This is a genomic window from Formosa sejongensis (genome assembly GCF_033447105.1).
Taxonomy (GTDB): domain Bacteria; phylum Bacteroidota; class Bacteroidia; order Flavobacteriales; family Flavobacteriaceae; genus Formosa.
The window spans coordinates 96,121-114,650 of the sequence record NZ_JAWQUN010000002.1 but is presented as its reverse complement, the minus strand read 5'-3'; the positions used below and the strand labels follow the sequence as shown (position 1 = coordinate 114,650).

Below are 18,530 nucleotides of genomic sequence, written 5' to 3'. Positions count from 1 at the left end.
ATCAAAAGTATAGTATTTTTAATTATGTTTCACGTTCAATCCTCTTTTTTTTGATTTTTTTTAAAGTCTTAATCTTGATGCTTTTGAGAGCTTATAAATGGAATTTTTGGTGCTAAAAAATAGCCTGTTAAACTCGCAAATAAAATAGGGATTAAATGTCCGAAACCGGTAAGCGTTGTTAGTAAAATTGTAGTACTCATAGGTGTCCTAGTTACACATGCGTTTATGGCTGCCATACAGCTTACAATTGTTAATGTTAAACTAACCGATGGAATAAATTGATGAATGATTAAACCTAAAGTTGTACCAACAAAAAATAATGGAATTATAAAACCACCACGCCAGCCGGAAGTCACTGTAATTGCAATGGCAATAATTTTAAATATTAAGATGATGAACAACAGTTTTAATGGAAAATGCTCATTAATAATTTCATTAATTTCATGATGTCCAAAGTAACGTGTAATTGGTAAATAGTAAGCTATAACTCCTAATAGTAAACCGCCAACAAGGGTTTTAATATAAATAGGAAGCGGACGTTTTTCGAATATTAGTTTGAAGAATTTTATACAAAAAATGAATAACCAACCTACAGCTGTAGCTATAATGGCAAAGAATACAGCATACCCAAAATCAAAAACTCCAGAATATTCGTAAGCCGATAAATTCCACGTCGGACCCAGGCCTAGATGTACAATTAAGGCAAAAACGATGTAACTAAAACTACTAGCAACAAGCGCAGGGATAATGGCTCGGTAATATTCGACAGCATGTTTATAATGAAGAATTTCTAAAGCAAATAAACTTCCACCTAATGGGGCTCCAAAAAGCGCAGTAAATCCCGATGCCATACCCGCAATACTTAAAGAACGGAGCGCTTCACCTTTAAGTCGAAAAACTTGACCTAACCAAGTACCTATAGATCCTGTGACTTGTACTAATGGTGCTTCGGGTCCTAAACTACCACCAGAAGCAACGCAGAGTAAAGAAGATAAAACCATAGACGGATTATTCTTCGGATTTAGTTTTCCTTTATTAAAACGGATGTTGTTTACTATAAGTTGTATTTCTCCAGGATCTCCAATAAAGTGAATAATTAAACCTGCCATTAAACCACAAATAGACATGACAGGTATAACTTGCCAACCTTCGAAAAATGAAATTTTATGTGTCAGGAATTCTAAAATAATCCAATATAAGCCCGCAGTTACACCACCAATAAGACCTAAAAAAGCCCAAAGTAAAAATGACCAACTAAAAACAAACGGATTGAATTTCATGGGTTGATCTAAAATGTCGAGATATTTAATTATCCTTTTTTTACTTTTTATTTGCACGTTGCTGAAGTTTTAAATAGACATGGCAAATATATACTTGTTTTTAGTTTACTCGATAAATAGGATATTTTAAATGTGCTTTTTCGTAATTCTCACTTTGCTTGTGTAGCCAATCTAGTTGTGCATACCAATTACTCGCAAAATCGTTGTCGTTTTGTTTTTTAGTTTCAAATTGTACTTTTAATTCAGCATCATTATTTAGTAATTCTAGGGCTAAATCTTCCCAAACGTAAGGAGAAAAACCTTCTTTTTGCTGAAGTATAGTGTCGAAGAAATTCCAGTTAAAAAAGGAATCTACTGCTTGAGGTTCTAATGTTTCTAAAAGATAGCGTATGCTTGGTTGATGTGTTTCAATATAATAATCGCCCGTTCTAAATTGAATCTGTTCAATTGTTGTAGAGACCGATGTGTTAGAATGTAAATAGTGACCTTCATAAGGTTCTTGTTTTGTGTCGAAATTGGTAATGTGATATGTTTCAACTGTAAACGTTTTATCCGTTTTCAATTGAGTCATTTTTACCTGATTAAGTTTTAGTAATTCAATAACAGAATACCAACCTTGAGGAATGATATAGGCTTTTGGAATAGTGATTTCTAAAGTTGGATTAAAGTAGTTTTGATACTTTATCGTTTTAGTGAAGGGTTTAGATCTGTCGTACTTTAAACGGTTTAAACCCGTAACTTCACTTGTTATGTATTCGCCTTCAAAACCTTTAAATTGTAATATTGAAAAATTAGTTGTGTCTACTTCCCAGTTTAAATTATAAGTTCTCGCATTAAGGAAAGTCGCATTAGCTTCATTTCTTAAAGTTTTAATTGTTTTGTAATCTTTATCTATAAGTTCAATCATGCTTACCATGAGTTCGTAAGTTCCTTCAACTCTCGGTTTATAGGGTTTAAGCATGTGTGTTTCTACCATCATACCTAAAGTATTAAATAGGGTTGTATAACCTGTCGAATATCTTGGGTTGTCTAGAAATTGACTAAATCCTATTTCGGGAACTTCATTGAAAACATTAACATATGGAGTGATATCCCAGCTTTTAGAAGCCAAATTTTGTTCTAGTTCAGGCATCATCTTGGTGTGTAAATAGTCTCCTAAATTTCCACCAAGTTTATTATGCTGAGTGAATAAATGGGTTAACGTGTATTGATAATCTGCGCCGTTGCTTACATGGTTATCTATAAAAACATCGGGTTGAACGCTGTGAAAAATTTCAGCAAAAGCTTTTGCGTTTTTAGTATCACTTTTTATAAAATCACGATTCAAATCGAAGTTACGTGCATTACCTCTAAAACCATATAATTCGGGTCCGTTTTGGTTGGTTCTAGTTGTCGAATTCCGATTCAAACTCCCTCCAATATTATAAATTGGAATTGTGACTAAAACCGTATGTTTTGGCATCTTAATTTTTCCTTGAACATAATCTCGAAACAACATCATTGTTGCATCGATTCCATCACTTTCACCTGGATGAATCCCATTATTGATAAGTAAAATACATTTGTTTTTACGAATTTCAGTAAAATTAAATGTCTTGTTCGGGTCTAAAGTCACAATATGTAATGGCTTTCCAGAGTCTGTTTTACCCATGGTTTGAATAGAAATCTGAGGATATATTTTGGCTAATGCTATGTAATATTGAATAACTTCATCGTAGGTTGCGGTTTCTAAACCTCCACTTTGTTCAAAAGGTGTGATAAAATTATTTTGTATTTGAGCATGTAAAGCATTCGTTAATAGTAATATAATGAAAGCGTAGGTAAAATATTTCATTCTTTATTGTTTTAGTCAAACTTAATGAAATTATTACATTAAGAACTTGTGAGTCGCCATTTTAACTGTACTTTTGCGCCTTTAAAAAATTAGATACATGACAGATTTTATAAGGAAAATAACCCCAAATCCGAAAGACGATATTTTAGCTGGTATAACAGTATCGTTAGCTATGATTCCTGAAGTTGTTGCTTTCGCTTTTGTTGCGCAAATAGATCCATTAGTAGCGCTTTCTGGTGCTTTTATTGTAGGATTAATTACTGCAATTTTTGGTGGACGTCCGGGTTTAATTTCTGGAGCAGCAGGCGCAGTAGCGGTTATTTTTGTACACTTAATTTCTGAAGGTCATGCTAAAGGGATGCTTTTTGATACACCTATTGAAAACATGGGGTATTTCTACCTGTTGGCGGCCGTTGTTTTAATGGGAGTTATTCAAATCTGTGCGGGAGTTTTTAAACTTGGCCGATTTGTACGATTAATTCCACATCCTGTAATGTTAGGATTCGTTAATGGATTAGCTATTGTAATTTTTATGGCTCAAGTACGTATGTTTTCTCATAAAGAATTGGAGATTACAGCTGCAGGTGTTAAAAATTATATTAACATCCCAATGGAAGGTACAGAGCTTTATATAATGCTTGGTCTTGTAGCTTTAACGATGGGAATTATTTGGTTGTTACCTAAAATTACTAAAAAAATTCCTGCCGCATTAACTGCCATTTTAGTAACCACTGCTATTGCAATATTTGGCGGATTAGACCTAAGCACCGTAGGATCTTATATTATAGAAGGAGGAGGAACAGGCTTAAAAGGAGAGTTTCCAACCCCTAACGCAGAGTTGTGGCAAAACCTTCCGTTTAATTTAGATACTTTAAAGTTCATTTTGCCATATGCATTTTTAGCAGCTTCTGTAGGATTAATTGAATCGTTAATGACTATGAATTTGGTCGACGAGTTAACCGAAACTAGAGGAAATGGTAACCGTGAATGTATTGCGCAAGGTGCCGGAAATATGGTGAGTGGTTTATTTGGTGGAACTGGTGGTTGCGGTATGATTGGTCAAACTGTAATTAACATTAATGCTGGTGGGCGTGGTCGCTTGTCAGGGATTATGATGGCTGTAACCTTATTAACTTTTATTTTATTTACAGACAAATATATAGAGCAAGTGCCAATCGCTGCTCTTGTTGGAGTGATGTTTATGATGGTAATTGAAACGTTTGCTTGGTCCAGTTTCAGAATTATTAGAAAGATTCCAATGTCTGATGCTATAGTTTTAGTAATCGTGTCTGCTGTGACTGTGATTTACGATTTAGCGATAGCTGTTTTTGTAGGTGTAATTATTTCGGCATTAGTTTTTGCTTGGGAAAATGCTAAAAAGATTAGAGCTAGAAAACGTTTTTCTGAAGACGGAAAAGTGAAAACTTATGAAATTTGGGGGCCGTTATTCTTTGGTTCTATTTCTGCTTTTAACGAAAAATTTGATGTTAAAAATGATCCTGATGAAGTGTATATAGATTTTGTTGAATCTCGTGTAAGCGATCATTCGGCATTAGAAGCAATTACAAATCTTGTAAATAGATATGAAGCTGAAGGGAAATCGATAAAATTGAAACACTTAAGCGAAGATTGTAAATTGTTAATGTATAAAGCGAATCCGAAACTTAAAGACGTAATTGTCGAAGATATTCACGATCCACGCTATCATTTGGCAGCAAACCCAGAGGAGTTTCCTAAACCCCTTTCAGAATATAAATTTTAATAATAAAGGCGCCAATTATGGCGCCTTTTTTACTCTTACATTATCAGGAACGAGGAGCGTATAATCTCCGTTGTTTCTTATTACATCTCTAACAATACTAGAGCTTATAAAGGATGTCTTAGATGACGTTAATAAAAATACAGTCTCAATTTCTGAAAGTTTTCTATTGGTTTGAGCAATGGCTTTTTCGAATTCAAAATCGGCTGGATTTCTAAGTCCACGTAATATAAATTCAACATCCATTTTCTGACAAAAATCAACTGTAAGTCCAGAATAGGTCGTTACTGATACTTTGGGTTCGTCTTTAAAAGTGTCTTTAATAAATTGAAGACGTTCTTCTAAAGAGAACATGTATTTTTTGTCAGAATTAATTCCGATGGCTACAATAATTTCATCAAATACATTTACGGCACGCGAAATTATGTCGTAATGCCCTAATGTTAACGGGTCGAAAGATCCTGGAAATATGGCACGTTTCATTGCTTGTCTTATAATAATTTGTTTTGTGAATTTACAATTTTTATCTTAAAGCTTCTTCTATAGCGCTTCCAAATAAATCTGGTAAAGAAATTCCTGCAGCTGCAGCCTGTTGTGGTAAAATACTTTCTTTAGTCATGCCTGGAACAGTATTGATCTCTAATAAATAAGGTTCGCCATTTTTAAAAATAAATTCGCTTCTAGAAAAACCTTTCATTTTTAAAACTTCGTACACTTTTTTAGCAAGTGTGTTCACTTTTTCTTCTAGTTCCGGCGTTAATCTTGCTGGAGTAATTTCTTGAGACTGTCCTAAGTATTTAGCTTTATAATCGAAAAAATCATTTTCACTAACAATTTCCGTAATAGGCAAGACTTTTGTTTCTCCTTTGTATGTAATTACACCAACAGAAACTTCTACACCATCTAAAAACGATTCGATTATAATTTCGTCATCTTCTTTAAATGCAATGTCTATAGATGCTTTTAAATCTTCTTTTTTGTAGGCTTTAGATACTCCAAAACTACTTCCTGCTTTGTTTGCTTTTACAAAACAAGGTAAGCCTACTTTTTCAATAATGGCATCTTCATCTACAACATCTCCTAAATTTAGATAATAGGATTCTGCCGTTTTTATGCCGTAAGGTTTTAAAATACTTAAGCAATCACGTTTATTATAAGTAACAGCTGCTTGGTACATATCGCAACTAGTTTGTGGCATATTTAGCAGGCTAAAGTAGCCTTGTAAGTAGCCGTCTTCGCCTGGAGAACCATGAATGGCATTAAAAACACAGTCGAAAGTTGTTTTATTACCATCAATTGTTACCGAAAAATCATTTTTATCAACAGCAAATTCTTCATCATTTGAATTCACATAAACCCATTTATTTTTGAATATATGTATTCTGAAAGCATTGTATTTTAATGTGTCAAGTGATTGGTATACAACGTTTCCGCTGTTTAGGGAGATTTTAAATTCGCTAGAATAACCACCCATGATAATGGCAATATTTTTTTTCATAATAGTAACAAATAATAGAAATAATCGTTTAGCTAAAATATCATTTATTAATCAAAAGTAAAAACAGAACGGTTTTTATATCTTTGCCAATCAAATTCTATAACATGAGCTTTTTAAAATTCCTTACGAGTAAAACTTTTTTTCTGAATTTACTCTTAGCTGTAGCCGCCATTGTAGTACTAAGTTATTTAATGCTTAAATGGTTAGATAATACAACAAATCATGGAGAGTTCGAAACGGTTCCGGATTTAACAGGTAACTCTATAACAATAGCCAAAGCAGAATTAGAAAGAAATAAATTAGTAATGGAAATTCAGGATTCTGCCAATTACAATCCAGATTATCCTAAATTTTCGGTTATAGAACAAGATCCAAAAGCTGGATTTAAAGTAAAAGAAGATAGAAAAATATATTTAACACTTAATCCGTCAGGATACAGAAAAGTGCTAGTGCCAGAATTAACAGATCGCACATTTCGTCAAGCTAAACCTACTTTAGAAGCCTTAGGTTTTCAAGTAGGTACCATTAGGTATGTTGACAATATTGGGAAAGATATGGTTTTACAAGTTTCTCATGATGGAGAAAAAATAAAACCAGGCGATATGTTACCTAAAACATCTAAAATCGATTTAGTATTAGGAAACGGTAATAGACCATAGACCAGAGTAAATTATGAGTGATTACACACCACAAAACGAAGAGACCGAAGACGAGCTTTACGAGCATTATGCTTTTACAGCAGAAAAGGGGCAATCGCCACTTCGAATTGATAAGTATTTAATGAATTTTGTCGAAAACGCAACCCGAAGTAAAATTCAGGCAGCGGCGAAAGCTGGCAATATTTATGTTAATGGTATTCCCGTTAAGTCCAATTATAAAGTTAAAGGTAACGATGTTATAAAAGTGCTTTTTGCACACCCGCCATACGAGAATTTACTTGTTGGAGAGAATATTCCTATCGATATCGTTTACGAAGACGACGATTTATTGGTGGTTAATAAACCAGCAGGAATGGTTGTGCATCCCGGACACGGAAATTATTCTGGAACCTTAATAAATGCATTAATTTATCATTTCGATAATCTTCCAGAAAATTCTTCTGGTCGCCCAGGTTTGGTACATAGAATTGATAAAGATACTAGCGGATTGTTGGTTGTGGCTAAGACTGAAGAGGCGATGGCGCATTTATCTTTTCAGTTTGCAGAGAAAACATCAGAGCGCGAATATGTTGCTATTGTATGGGGAAATGTAGATGAAGAAGAAGGTACTGTTGAAGGTAATATTGGACGTCATCCTAAAAATAGACTTCAAAATACTGTGTTTTTCGGAGACGATGCTGATAAAGGAAAAGCTGCGGTTACACATTATAAAGTCATAGAACGATTGGGTTACGTGACCTTAGTGTCTTGTAAGTTAGAAACTGGTCGTACGCATCAAATACGTGTGCATATGAAACATATTGGACACACTTTATTTAATGATGAGCGTTATGGCGGTGAACGTATTTTAAAAGGAACCACCTTTACCAAATATAAGCAGTTTGTAGATAATTGTTTCAAGGTTTTACCAAGACAAGCATTACATGCAAAAACGTTAGGTTTTGAACATCCAAGAACCAAAGAATTTATGCGTTTTAATACTGAAATCCCTGAAGATATGCAACTTTGTATTGGAAAGTGGCAACATTATGTGAAGCATAAAGAAATTGATGAATCATAGATATTAATGATTAAGATATAAGAAATAACAGTGTTTCTCTATTCGTTTGTGTCCTTTTCATTTGTATTTTTACTTGTTTTTAAAATTGAAATGAGTAATCAAATTGAACTTGAATAATACCAAATAAATGAAATTAGTAATATCTCCAGCCAAGTCTTTAGATTTTGATAGTAAGTTACCAACCGATGTTTATACAGAAGCTATCTTCTTAAAACAAGCGGAACGTTTAAATAAGGTTGTAAAAAAGAAATCTGCTAAAAGTTTATCAGAATTAATGCACATTTCTGATGCTCTTGGTCAGTTAAACTATCAGAGAAATCAGGATTGGGAATTGCCATTTACAAAAGACAATGCCAGGCAGGCTATTTATGCCTTTAATGGAGATGTTTACCGTGGTATTGATGCGTATTCTATACCTGAAGATAAATTAGAAACGCTTCAAAATACCGTAAGAATTATATCTGGTTTATATGGTGTTTTAAAACCCTTCGATTTAATGCAAGCTTATCGTTTAGAAATGGGGACAAAGTTGCCGGTAGGGACTAAAAAGAATTTATATGAATTCTGGAAAGAAACAATTACCAAAGTTTTAAATGAAGAGTTGGAAGATGGTGAATTGTTTTTAAATTTGGCTAGTAACGAGTATTTTAAAGCTGTAGATGTGAAGTCGCTAAAGGTGCCAGTAGTAACTGCAGTTTTTAAAAATTTTAAAAATGGTGAATACAAAATGATTGCAACCTATGCGAAATTAGCTAGAGGTTTAATGACCCGTTTTGTAGTCGATACAAATGCAAAAACTATAGAAGATTTAAAGGGATTTAATTACGAAAACTACCGATACGATGAGCAATTCTCAACAGAAACCGAGTTGGTCTTTACAAGATAATAAGCGATCTCAGGAAGAACGCGAAGCTTTTAAACCTACAGGAAAATCACCAAAAAAGCTGAATACGACTATGTATGTTATTTCGGTGATTTTAATTACTTTTTTAGCTAGTTTATCGTTAACAGTAAGTTCTGGTAAAAAACTAGAAGCGTGTTTCTTTTCCGATTTTTGCTTTAATTCTAAAGACGATGTATTTTTGTATTCACTTTATGTGTTTACTACAATTGCAATTATCGCTTTTACTGTTTTTATAGCTTACAAGTTCGGAAAGCGATTTGGTAATGCTATAAAACAATAATTAGCGTTTTACTGTTGGGTCTTTATCAATATTAAGCTTTTCTTCCGGACGCACTTTTTTCTTGATTCGTGGACGTCTTACGCCGTAAGTTCCTCTATTAATTTTTCCGCGTTTGGTTTTTTTATCTCCTCTACCCATAGTTTTTCTTTTAAAATACTAATTTTGGACTAAACTACAAAAGAATGTTCAAGCATAAGCACCCGTATGCACCATTTATTCCTGAAAATGCAACCAAATTAATAGTTGGTACCTTACCACCGCCGAGATTTTCTAATGGAGAATTGAAACCTGGTGATGTTAATTTTTGTTACGGAAGTATTGACGGACAATTATGGCCGATTTTAAATATGATTTTCGATTTAAAATTAAAGTTTGAAACTACTGATGAAGCAATTCTTCAGCGAAAAAACTTTTTAATCTCTAAAGGTATTGGGATTTGTGATATTGTAGAAAGTGCTGAACGTGAAAAAATTGACGCTTCAGATTTAGGAATGAAAAGTATAACGTTAAGAGATGTAATAGGATATTTAAAACAACATCCTAAAGTAGATACCTTGTTGTTTACTGGAGGAAATAGTAAGAATGGTCCTGAATATTTTTTTAGAAAACATTTAAAAACATACGACTTGGTTTTAACTGTGGAATGTAACGAAGTACCAAGAATTCATAGTTTTAAGCTTGATGGAAGACTAATTAAGACAGTCTCCTTAACAGCGCCTTCTGGCGCTGCTAATAGAGCTGTTGGCAGTATGCCACTTTACAAACAAATCAAACAAACAAATTCTAATTTCAATACTTTTGATTTTCGCGTTATGCAATACCGCGAATTCTTTTAATCTTAATTCTTAATAATAAAACGTTTAAATGTCGTTTCATTACTTGTGTTTTTAGCTTTTAATATATAAGTTCCTGTAGAGAAATTAGACACGTTAATGCGTGTAGATACTTCTGATTTTACCGATTGCGATAAGACCAATTGCCCTTGGATATTATAAATTTCTACAGTTTTTAATTCTTGTTTTGCATCAGAGATGTTTAATTCAAATTGCGCAGGATTAGGATATATTCTTAAGCTTTGCGCTAAAGTGTTTTCAGAAACAGAAAGGGTATTGTCTGTACCATAAATACGAACTTCAGCTAAGCTAGTCCATTTGCTACCTCCAGAATTTCCGAAACCTATAATTTGAACAAAACGTGCTTTTGTTGGTGTTATAGGGAAATTCTCGTAATCATTAGAGGTTCCAGAACTCGTAATTTCATTAGTGATTTCAGTAAAATCTGTGCCATTATCTGAAAGGGCTATCTTAAAATAGGTAGAACGTGCTGATCCGTTATGAAATGCAATTTTTAATAAGCTTACTGTGTCTATTTTTCCTAAATCGTAAGTTATAGTTTGTCCATCACCTTCTGCAGACCAACGTGTGTCGAAATCGTCGTCTAAGGTATTTCCTGGTAGATTAGGGTCTTGAGATTCACTAGCAGAAACAGATACTGGAGTAAGTAAATCCAATCCGTCTGCAGGGTCTAAACCTTCTTGAGTTACATATAAAGTTCTCGATAATGTGCTACTAGTAATCGTAATAACACCGGTACGTTCTTCTGTAGTGTCATTTTTTAATACCGTAATATCTACAGTATCATTATTTTCCCCACTTTCTGGAGTTACAGTAATCCAATCTTGGTTGTCTGTAATTTTCCATGCCATGTTAGAGGTAATAGCCGATTCTTGAGTTCCAGATTCAGCTGAAAATGTTTCGATAGCAGCTATCGATAATTGATCTACAGGTTCTATTTCACCTTCATCAGAATCAGGTCCAACATCTTCAGGATTTAAAGGTGCATAACGTACACTTTCTAAACTATAATGATCTGCTCCAGTATTGCTCTCGTCTGGTCTAGTTTGGCCTTGGATATCTTCCATTACACTTATAGACGTTTCACTTTTTTGAAAAAGAGGAGACTCTGCTGTACTTCTCCAAACGCCATCTTCGTAATTTAAAAAAGGGTTTCCAGTAGTAACCTCGTGAGTATCAAAAGTAGAATCATCGCTAGTTAATTTAGCGTCGCCTTCAGGATACATTAAGTTATTACTCCAAGAAATACCATCACCCTGATTATTTCCATCTACATAATTAACTAAACTATTCGTTTTTCCGATCACTAGGTTATTGGCAAACGTAACATCTTCTACTTTTTTACTGTAGTCTCCGCCGTTATCGAAACCGATTTCAATTCCGTAGGTATTATATACAAGTGTGTTATAAGCAATGGTAACACGTTCTGCTCTAAAATGCTTACTTAAATTACTGCTTTCGCCATCTATAGCATCACCTTGAGTAATTGTAATAGGAGCATCCCAACGTGTACCTTCTAAGTTTTCAAAATAATTATTAACAATAATATGGTCTGTTCCGTATACACGAATTCCTCCAGTATAAAGTGTTGAACCTTCATCAGATACTCCAATTTCTTTTCCGTCGCCAAAGAAATAATTTCCTTCAATACGATTTCTATTTCCATGTCTTAGAGATAGTGTTCCGTAACTTTTTCTAAAAGTATTATGTCTAACAATATTATCGCAACTTTTTACTGAAACGATTTCAGGGTCGCCATCGCAATCTTCAAATAAATTAAATTCTACAGTTGTAAAACCACTAGATTCCGACATCTCGCTCCAACCAATTCTAATGGATTCTTGCTCGTTTGTAGCACGAGGTCCGTTGTTTTTAAAATAATTATGGTCTATTCTGTCGTAAGTAGATTGACGGAAATCTTCGTCACCATCATTAGTCCCATCAACAGTTATATAGTGTCCTGGTGTTGTTTTATTCTGAAAGGTGTTATGGTCTATTCTGTTATTATGACTTGCATACTGAAAGGTATGATCGTCCCAAACACCACCAATAAACACCCATTTTATAGAGTCTTCGGTAAGTAGTTCAAAAACATTTCTAGTCATTCTAATATTGTTACAACCTTCAAGTTTAATTAAAGAATTGTCACCTTCAGCATCAAAAACAAAGCCTTGTAATACAATATGAGATGATTTTTTTAATACAAAGCTCGATTCGCCAGTAAGCGTTACACCACCAACTGTTTCTGCCTTAATAGTAATTGGATCTCCAGAAGCTCCATTTTTTTCTTCAAGCCTAAGTTCGAAATCATTATATGTTCCATTCTTAATAATAAATACATCTCCAGGGGCTGCATCTTCTAATAGGTCTTCTAAATCATCTGGGTCTTCAACATATGTTTGCGCGCTAAGACTAAGTGCAAACAAAGCAAAGCAAAGCAATAATAGATGTTGTTTTTTTAATCCATTCGAAATGGATTTAGTTTTAAAGTAGTTTTTTGTCATAATAATTCTTTTTTATCTGGAAAACCAAATTGGGAAACCAGATTGGTTTACCAAAAATAACAAATAATATTTCATATCAAACAAATAATTAATATATTATTAGTGTTTTTCGCATTTTAATGGATTTTTTTTGATAAAATGATGTTTTTGTCTTAATAGTAATGTAAGAATACGTGTGTGTAAATTACTCGTAGATCAAATTTTTTGAAGGAAAAGATGAAGTTGTGTTTTTTATGAATCAATTCTTCATTAATACACATCAAATCATTAAATTTGCGTTTCTTAAAATTTGATGAAAATTTATGTTTAATAATTTAAGTGAGAAGTTAGATAAAGCGTTACACGTTCTTAAAGGACATGGAAGTATAACGGAAGTTAATGTTGCAGAAACCTTAAAGGAAGTACGTCGTGCTTTATTAGATGCCGATGTTAACTTTAAAATTGCTAAAGATTTTACTACTAGAGTAAAAGAAAAAGCACTTGGTCAAGATGTTTTAACAGCATTACAACCAGGACAATTAATGGTTAAAATCGTTAAAGACGAACTTACCCAATTAATGGGAGGTGATGCCGAAGGGATTAATTTGTCTGGTACACCTAGCATTATTTTAATGTCTGGTTTACAAGGTTCGGGTAAAACTACGTTCTCAGGAAAATTAGCAAACTACCTTAAAACTAAAAAAACTAAGAAACCTTTATTGGTAGCTTGTGATGTGTACCGTCCTGCGGCGATAGATCAGTTACATATTGTTGGAGATCAAATTAATGTTGAGGTTTTTAGCGATAAAGGAAATAATAACCCTGTAGCTATTGCAGAAGCAGGTGTTGCTTATGCGAAAGCAAACGGACATAATGTGGTAATTATAGATACCGCTGGTCGTTTAGCTGTAGATGAAGCGATGATGGCCGAAATTTCTGAAATTCATAAAGCTATTCAGCCACAAGAAACCTTGTTTGTTGTAGATTCTATGACAGGTCAAGATGCTGTAAATACAGCAAAAGCATTTAACGATGTTTTAAATTTCGACGGGGTAATCCTTACTAAATTAGATGGAGATACTCGAGGTGGAGCTGCAATCTCGATTAAATCTGTAGTTAATAAACCAATTAAATTTATTGGTACAGGTGAGAAGATGGAAGCGATAGATGTATTCTATCCATCTCGTATGGCAGACCGTATTCTTGGAATGGGGGATGTTGTTTCGCTTGTTGAACGTGCTCAAGAGCAGTTTGATGAAGAGGAAGCGAGAAAACTTCAAAAAAAGATAGCAAAGAATCAATTTGGATTCGATGATTTCTTAAGTCAGATTCAGCAAATCAAGAAAATGGGGAACATGAAAGACCTTATTGGAATGATTCCTGGAGCTGGAAAAATGATGAAAGATATCGATATTGAAGATGATGCCTTTAAGCATATTGAAGCGATTATTCATTCTATGACAGTTGAAGAACGTACAAATCCTTCAGTTATTAATGCGAGTAGAAAAAAACGTATTGGTAAAGGATCAGGAACTTCTGTGCAACAAGTAAATCAGTTATTGAAGCAATTCGATCAGATGAGTAAAATGATGAAGATGATGCAAGGTGGCGGCGGAAAACGTATGATGCAAGCCATGAAGAATATGAAGTAATTTGTATTAGTTAGTGGATCTTGTGAATCGTTTTTAAAATCATAACAAAAAAATCACTTGAGATAAATCAAGAGGAATATATCACGAAAGCTAATTTGTTTTTATAATTGGCATTCATTTTAAATTTGGAGTTAAACAAATCGAGTAAGCAGTTAATAACACATACTGTGACTTAAACTATTGAAAAACATGACAATTTTAGACGGAAAAAAGGTTAGTAACGATATTAAAGACGAGATTACCGAGCAAGTCAAAAAAATGAAAGCTAGAGGCGAAAAAGTTCCTCATTTGGCAGCTATAATAGTAGGTAATGACGGTGCTAGTTTAACATATGTAGGGAGTAAAGTTCGTGCTTGTGAGCGTGTTGGTTTTGAATCTACTTTAGTTAAAATGTCTAATACAACGAGTGAAGTTGAATTGTTAGATAAAATTCAAGAACTAAACGAAAACCCAGATATCGATGGATACATTGTTCAGTTACCATTGCCGAAACAAATAGATACTCAAAAAGTTTTATTAGCTGTAAATCCAGATAAAGATGTAGATGGTTTTCATCCTACAAATTTTGGAAAAATGGCGTTAGATATGACCACTTTTATACCTGCAACTCCATTTGGAATTTTAGAATTATTAGACCGTTACGGTGTAGAAACTAGCGGAAAACATACTGTTGTTATTGGTCGTTCTCATATTGTAGGTCGCCCGATGAGTATTTTAATGGGAAGAAAAGGTTTTCCCGGAAACTCTACTGTAACATTAACACATAGTCACACAAAAAATATTACGCAAATTACATCGCAAGCAGATATTATTATTTCGGCTTTAGGAGTTCCTAACTTCTTAAAAGCAGAAATGGTAAAAGACGATGTTGTAATTATAGATGTTGGTATTACACGTGTTGCAGACGATACTACAGAAAAAGGATACCGTATTACTGGAGATGTAGATTTTGTAAATGTAAGTAAAAAAGCAAGTTATATTACTCCTGTTCCTGGAGGTGTTGGTCCAATGACGATTGCCATGTTATTAAAAAATACATTATTGGCTTGCGAAAGACATAGAACTAAGGCTTAGAAATAACCTTATAAATAGATTAATAAGCATAATTACAAACTAGGTAGTTATGCTTATTTTTTTGCATTAATTTTAGATTAATCTTTTTTTTATTTAGCTTTAGAATTATAACTAAACTAAATAATACCCGCCAATTGAGAACTGAATACGTTGTATTTCTAATTCTGCTATGGATTGGTAAAGCAAACGGACAGACTTCAGAAACATTACAAATAAATTATTTAGGTCAAGACCACGGGCTTTTACAATTAAATTCAAAAGCACTTGCCTTAGATGATATGGGCTATTTATGGGTAGGAACGGAAGATGGCTTACACCGCTTTAATGGTTACGAATTTAAAAATTATGTATCGAACCCAAATGATAGTACTACAATCGCAGATGACCATATTCGCGGACTATTGTCTGTAAAAGACACACTTTGGATTGCTACAAACTCTAAAGGAATACAAGGTTATAAGCGTTCAAGCAACACGTTTTTTCCATTACTACCCAAAAACGATAATAATGATTTAAACAATGCTTACAAGGTATTTGGGCTTAATAATCGATTATTATTGTTTTCAGTAAAAAATCATTTTATAATATTTGATAGAATACTGAAGACGTATAAAATTATAAACCTCCCTAATGAATCTACTGAAAATCGAGTTGAAGATATACTGGTTTTCAATACGAATTTAATATGGTTGGCGACTAAAGAATCTGGGATTTTACAATTAAACTTAGATGATTACAGCATCTCAATATTACCCTATTTTGAAGGTAAACATGTTACATGTTTTATAGATAGTAAAGATCAAATTTATATTGGTTCAGAACACGGCGTGAAGGTGTTTAATAAAACGACGGGCTGTATTAGCGATACGGCAATTCTGACGACAGTTAATGGGTTTTATAAGATTAATAATTTTGAATATTATGTAATGTCAAAAAACGGTATGCTTAGATATAATTCTATAACAGATAATTTTAAGACTGTCGTTTTTAATAATATAAAGGATAATAAACGCTATACTTCTGTAGATTTTACACAAGTTTTAGACGATACTCATGGGAATGTTTGGTTTGGTACCGAAGGTGAAGGCGTGTTTCATTACAATAAATTCCAGAATAAATTTGAAACTTTTAGGGTAGAAATACCAGAATTATATGGAAATCAGCGTATAAGTGTGTTTCCTATTCAGAAAGGTAATGATTCCATTTTGTGGTTAGGTACATACGCAGGGACAGTTAAATATGAATTGAATACAAAAAAATATAATTTATATGAAACAGGTAAAGGTGGAATTACTTACGATTTTTGTAAAGATGAAAATGGAACACTTTGGGCAGGAGGGATTTCGGATGGTTTAATGAAATATGATGCTGTTAAGGACCGATTTAAACAATGGAAACATAGCAATGCTAAAAATAGTTTGTCTGATAATGAAGTTCTGAAAATCATTCCAATTTCAAAAGATAAACTCTGGGTTTGCACTTGGTCGGGAGGTATAAATGAATTTGATATTGCTTCTGAAACATTCTCTCCTGTTTTGTTTGATGGAGAACAAATAGATAGAGCAAGGTCTGCAATAATCGATTCTAATAATAATATCTGGTTGGGAACAGATAACGGACTTTACGAAATCCAATCCAACAAAATTATTCATCATTTTACTGAAGATGTAAATAACCATCTCCGCTTATCCAATAATAGAATTTTTGCAATTTCTGAAGATAATCAAGGACATTTATGGGTAGGAACAAGTTCTGGATTGACATTTATAAATACTAAAACTCAAACGTCAGAATTATACTTTAAACAGAAAGGATTCCCAAACGATTTTGTTTACGGGCTTATTATAGATAACAATAATAAAGTTTGGATGAGCACCAATTTCGGATTATCGGTGTTTAATCCTGAAGATAAATCATTTAAAAACTATACTAAAGAAGACGGTTTACAAGATAACGAGTTTAATGGTAAGTCCTTTTTTAAAGATGAAAATGGGCTATTATATTTTGGAGGTATAAACGGTTTTAATATTATAAATCCGGACAAAGTTGTAGACAACCCGTATTTACCTAAAGTGTATTTAGAATCTGTAGAACTATTTAATCAGCCTATAGAACGTAACGAAATGTTTAAAGATACGTTGGTGTTTAAAAGCAAAGAGAATGTGCTGTCGTTTAATTTCTCAGCTATAAATCATCTCAATCCTAAAAAGTGTTTATATCAATACAAATTAGAAAACTTTGATGAAGAATGGAGTCCAGTAACTAAAAAAAACAATGTTACCTATACCAATTTAAATCCTGGAAATTATACTTTAAAAATAAAGGCATCTAACGATGTTGGACAATGGAATCCAAGTTTCAAAACAGTAGAATTAATTATAATTCCACCATGGTATTTAGAACCTTGGTTTAAAGTATTTGCAGTTTGCTTATTTTTAATTTCAGGGATCTTGTATTACAAATTGAAAACATCCATGTTAAAACGGGATAAATTAAAATTAGCAGATTTAGTCAATTCTAGAACTCAAGATTTAATTCTTAAAAATGCAGAGTTAAATTCATCTAATGCCGTTATGGTGGATCAGAAAAATAACATCGAATTTTTAATGAAAGAGTTAAATCATCGTGTTAAAAATAATCTTCAAATTATTTCTAGCTTATTAAATATGCAAGCTAAGAATGCTGAAGCACAGGAAGTAAAAGATATTTTAAATATTGCGAAAAATAGAATTTTAACGATTTCATACATTCAAAAAGATCTCGCTACAAAAGAAGGACCAATTGATGTGTCTATCTTTTTGGAAGATTTTTCTCAGAAGATTTTAAGATTGTTGTCAGATCAGAAAACTCAGAAATTTAAACTTATATTCCAATTAGAGCCAGGTATTCTTTACGATGTAAATACGACTTTACTGGGATTGATTTTAAATGAATTAATTACGAATACCTATAAATATGCTTTTAAAACATATAGTCTAGATCATGTTTTAAAAATAAGTTGTTCGCTTTCTGAAAAGCAATTAATAATTATAATTGCAGATAATGGAGTAGGGTATGCGGTGTCCGAAATTAAAGATAATTCGTTAGGGTTAGATTTAGTAAAAACGATGGTGAATCAGTTAAATGGAACTATAGAAGTATCTTCTAATAACGGTGTGGAGAACATTATAAAATTACCTTAATTACCTAAATA

At 33.0% G+C, this 18,530-nt stretch carries 15 protein-coding genes; 9 read left to right on the top strand and 6 right to left on the bottom strand.

All coding sequences use genetic code 11. The annotated features are described in order from the left end of the window. Positions 1-68: 68 nt before the first annotated feature. Positions 69-1,280 carry a chloride channel protein gene (locus R6X41_RS02730; RefSeq protein ID WP_412176251.1) on the bottom strand — a complete coding sequence of 404 codons (1,212 nt, stop codon included), beginning with the start codon at positions 1,278-1,280 and terminating at the stop codon, positions 69-71. 100 nt (positions 1,281-1,380) lie between these two features. After that, a complete protein-coding gene (locus R6X41_RS02725) occupies positions 1,381-3,114 on the bottom strand; it encodes a M14 family metallopeptidase (protein ID WP_318497152.1) in 1,734 nt (577 codons plus the stop codon). Between the two features lie 97 nt (positions 3,115-3,211). On the opposite strand from R6X41_RS02725, the gene R6X41_RS02720 reads away from it, so the two are divergent. Continuing rightward, positions 3,212-4,876, top strand: a complete 1,665-nt coding sequence (locus tag R6X41_RS02720; RefSeq protein ID WP_318497150.1) for a SulP family inorganic anion transporter — start codon at positions 3,212-3,214, stop codon at positions 4,874-4,876. A gap of 15 nt (positions 4,877-4,891) precedes the next feature. Here R6X41_RS02720 and coaD read toward each other — a convergent pair whose 3' ends face one another. Both coaD and R6X41_RS02710 read right to left on the bottom strand, forming a co-directional pair. After that, positions 4,892-5,356, bottom strand: a complete 465-nt coding sequence (coaD, locus tag R6X41_RS02715) for a pantetheine-phosphate adenylyltransferase (protein ID WP_318497148.1) — start codon at positions 5,354-5,356, stop codon at positions 4,892-4,894. Positions 5,357-5,396: 40 nt separating this feature from the next. Further along, a complete protein-coding gene (locus R6X41_RS02710; protein ID WP_318497146.1) occupies positions 5,397-6,371 on the bottom strand; it encodes a D-alanine--D-alanine ligase in 975 nt (324 codons plus the stop codon). A 104-nt stretch (positions 6,372-6,475) separates the two neighbouring features. Here R6X41_RS02710 and R6X41_RS02705 point away from each other — a divergent pair, with 104 nt between their 5' ends. From R6X41_RS02705 to R6X41_RS02690, 4 genes are all read left to right on the top strand, one after another. Next, positions 6,476-7,030, top strand: coding sequence for a PASTA domain-containing protein (locus R6X41_RS02705; protein ID WP_318497144.1), 555 nt, complete (start codon positions 6,476-6,478; stop codon positions 7,028-7,030). Positions 7,031-7,043: 13 nt separating this feature from the next. After that, positions 7,044-8,090: an RluA family pseudouridine synthase gene (locus R6X41_RS02700; RefSeq protein ID WP_318497142.1), complete on the top strand. Its 1,047-nt coding sequence runs from the start codon at positions 7,044-7,046 to the stop codon at positions 8,088-8,090. A 127-nt stretch (positions 8,091-8,217) separates the two neighbouring features. Next, entirely contained in the window at positions 8,218-8,976 is a 759-nt protein-coding gene (yaaA, locus tag R6X41_RS02695; RefSeq protein ID WP_318497141.1) for a peroxide stress protein YaaA, read from the top strand. Further along, complete coding sequence (locus R6X41_RS02690; RefSeq protein WP_318497139.1) at positions 8,933-9,274, top strand: hypothetical protein; 342 nt, start codon at positions 8,933-8,935, stop codon at positions 9,272-9,274. Before yaaA ends, R6X41_RS02690 begins: the two co-directional genes overlap by 44 nt. On the opposite strand, the gene R6X41_RS02685 is transcribed toward R6X41_RS02690, so the two are convergent. Continuing rightward, on the bottom strand, positions 9,275-9,412 hold the full coding sequence (locus R6X41_RS02685; protein WP_318497137.1) for a 30S ribosomal protein THX: 138 nt from the start codon (positions 9,410-9,412) through the stop codon (positions 9,275-9,277). Between the two features lie 44 nt (positions 9,413-9,456). Between R6X41_RS02685 and R6X41_RS02680 the strand changes: the two genes are divergently transcribed. Continuing rightward, on the top strand, positions 9,457-10,110 hold the full coding sequence (locus R6X41_RS02680) for a uracil-DNA glycosylase family protein (RefSeq protein ID WP_318497135.1): 654 nt from the start codon (positions 9,457-9,459) through the stop codon (positions 10,108-10,110). A 2-nt stretch (positions 10,111-10,112) separates the two neighbouring features. Here R6X41_RS02680 and R6X41_RS02675 read toward each other — a convergent pair whose 3' ends face one another. Then, entirely contained in the window at positions 10,113-12,632 is a 2,520-nt protein-coding gene (locus R6X41_RS02675) for a chondroitinase-B domain-containing protein (RefSeq protein WP_318497134.1), read from the bottom strand. Positions 12,633-12,934: 302 nt separating this feature from the next. Between R6X41_RS02675 and ffh the strand changes: the two genes are divergently transcribed. The 3 genes from ffh to R6X41_RS02660 all read left to right on the top strand — a co-directional run bounded on the left by ffh (position 12,935) and on the right by R6X41_RS02660 (position 18,519). Next, positions 12,935-14,263 carry a signal recognition particle protein gene (gene ffh, locus R6X41_RS02670; RefSeq protein WP_318497132.1) on the top strand — a complete coding sequence of 443 codons (1,329 nt, stop codon included), beginning with the start codon at positions 12,935-12,937 and terminating at the stop codon, positions 14,261-14,263. A 189-nt stretch (positions 14,264-14,452) separates the two neighbouring features. Then, on the top strand, positions 14,453-15,337 hold the full coding sequence (locus R6X41_RS02665; protein WP_318497130.1) for a bifunctional 5,10-methylenetetrahydrofolate dehydrogenase/5,10-methenyltetrahydrofolate cyclohydrolase: 885 nt from the start codon (positions 14,453-14,455) through the stop codon (positions 15,335-15,337). 134 nt (positions 15,338-15,471) lie between these two features. Then, on the top strand, positions 15,472-18,519 hold the full coding sequence (locus R6X41_RS02660; protein WP_318497129.1) for a ligand-binding sensor domain-containing protein: 3,048 nt from the start codon (positions 15,472-15,474) through the stop codon (positions 18,517-18,519). Positions 18,520-18,530 lie beyond the last annotated feature (11 nt).

What these genes read in the sequence shown, in the direction of transcription:
- R6X41_RS02705 (WP_318497144.1), top strand. Translation starts at nt 6,476, where the DNA reads ATGAGCTTTTTAAAATTCCTTACGAGTAAAACTTTTTTTCTGAATTTA.
- R6X41_RS02665 (WP_318497130.1), top strand. Translation starts at nt 14,453, where the DNA reads ATGACAATTTTAGACGGAAAAAAGGTTAGTAACGATATTAAAGACGAG.
- R6X41_RS02690 (WP_318497139.1), top strand. Translation starts at nt 8,933, where the DNA reads ATGAGCAATTCTCAACAGAAACCGAGTTGGTCTTTACAAGATAATAAG.
- ffh (WP_318497132.1), top strand. Translation starts at nt 12,935, where the DNA reads ATGTTTAATAATTTAAGTGAGAAGTTAGATAAAGCGTTACACGTTCTT.
- coaD (WP_318497148.1), bottom strand. Translation starts at nt 5,356, where the DNA reads ATGAAACGTGCCATATTTCCAGGATCTTTCGACCCGTTAACATTAGGG.
- R6X41_RS02675 (WP_318497134.1), bottom strand. Translation starts at nt 12,632, where the DNA reads ATGACAAAAAACTACTTTAAAACTAAATCCATTTCGAATGGATTAAAA.
- yaaA (WP_318497141.1), top strand. Translation starts at nt 8,218, where the DNA reads ATGAAATTAGTAATATCTCCAGCCAAGTCTTTAGATTTTGATAGTAAG.
- R6X41_RS02730 (WP_412176251.1), bottom strand. Translation starts at nt 1,280, where the DNA reads ATGAAATTCAATCCGTTTGTTTTTAGTTGGTCATTTTTACTTTGGGCT.
- R6X41_RS02680 (WP_318497135.1), top strand. Translation starts at nt 9,457, where the DNA reads ATGTTCAAGCATAAGCACCCGTATGCACCATTTATTCCTGAAAATGCA.
- R6X41_RS02725 (WP_318497152.1), bottom strand. Translation starts at nt 3,114, where the DNA reads ATGAAATATTTTACCTACGCTTTCATTATATTACTATTAACGAATGCT.
- R6X41_RS02685 (WP_318497137.1), bottom strand. Translation starts at nt 9,412, where the DNA reads ATGGGTAGAGGAGATAAAAAAACCAAACGCGGAAAAATTAATAGAGGA.
- R6X41_RS02700 (WP_318497142.1), top strand. Translation starts at nt 7,044, where the DNA reads ATGAGTGATTACACACCACAAAACGAAGAGACCGAAGACGAGCTTTAC.
- R6X41_RS02720 (WP_318497150.1), top strand. Translation starts at nt 3,212, where the DNA reads ATGACAGATTTTATAAGGAAAATAACCCCAAATCCGAAAGACGATATT.
- R6X41_RS02710 (WP_318497146.1), bottom strand. Translation starts at nt 6,371, where the DNA reads ATGAAAAAAAATATTGCCATTATCATGGGTGGTTATTCTAGCGAATTT.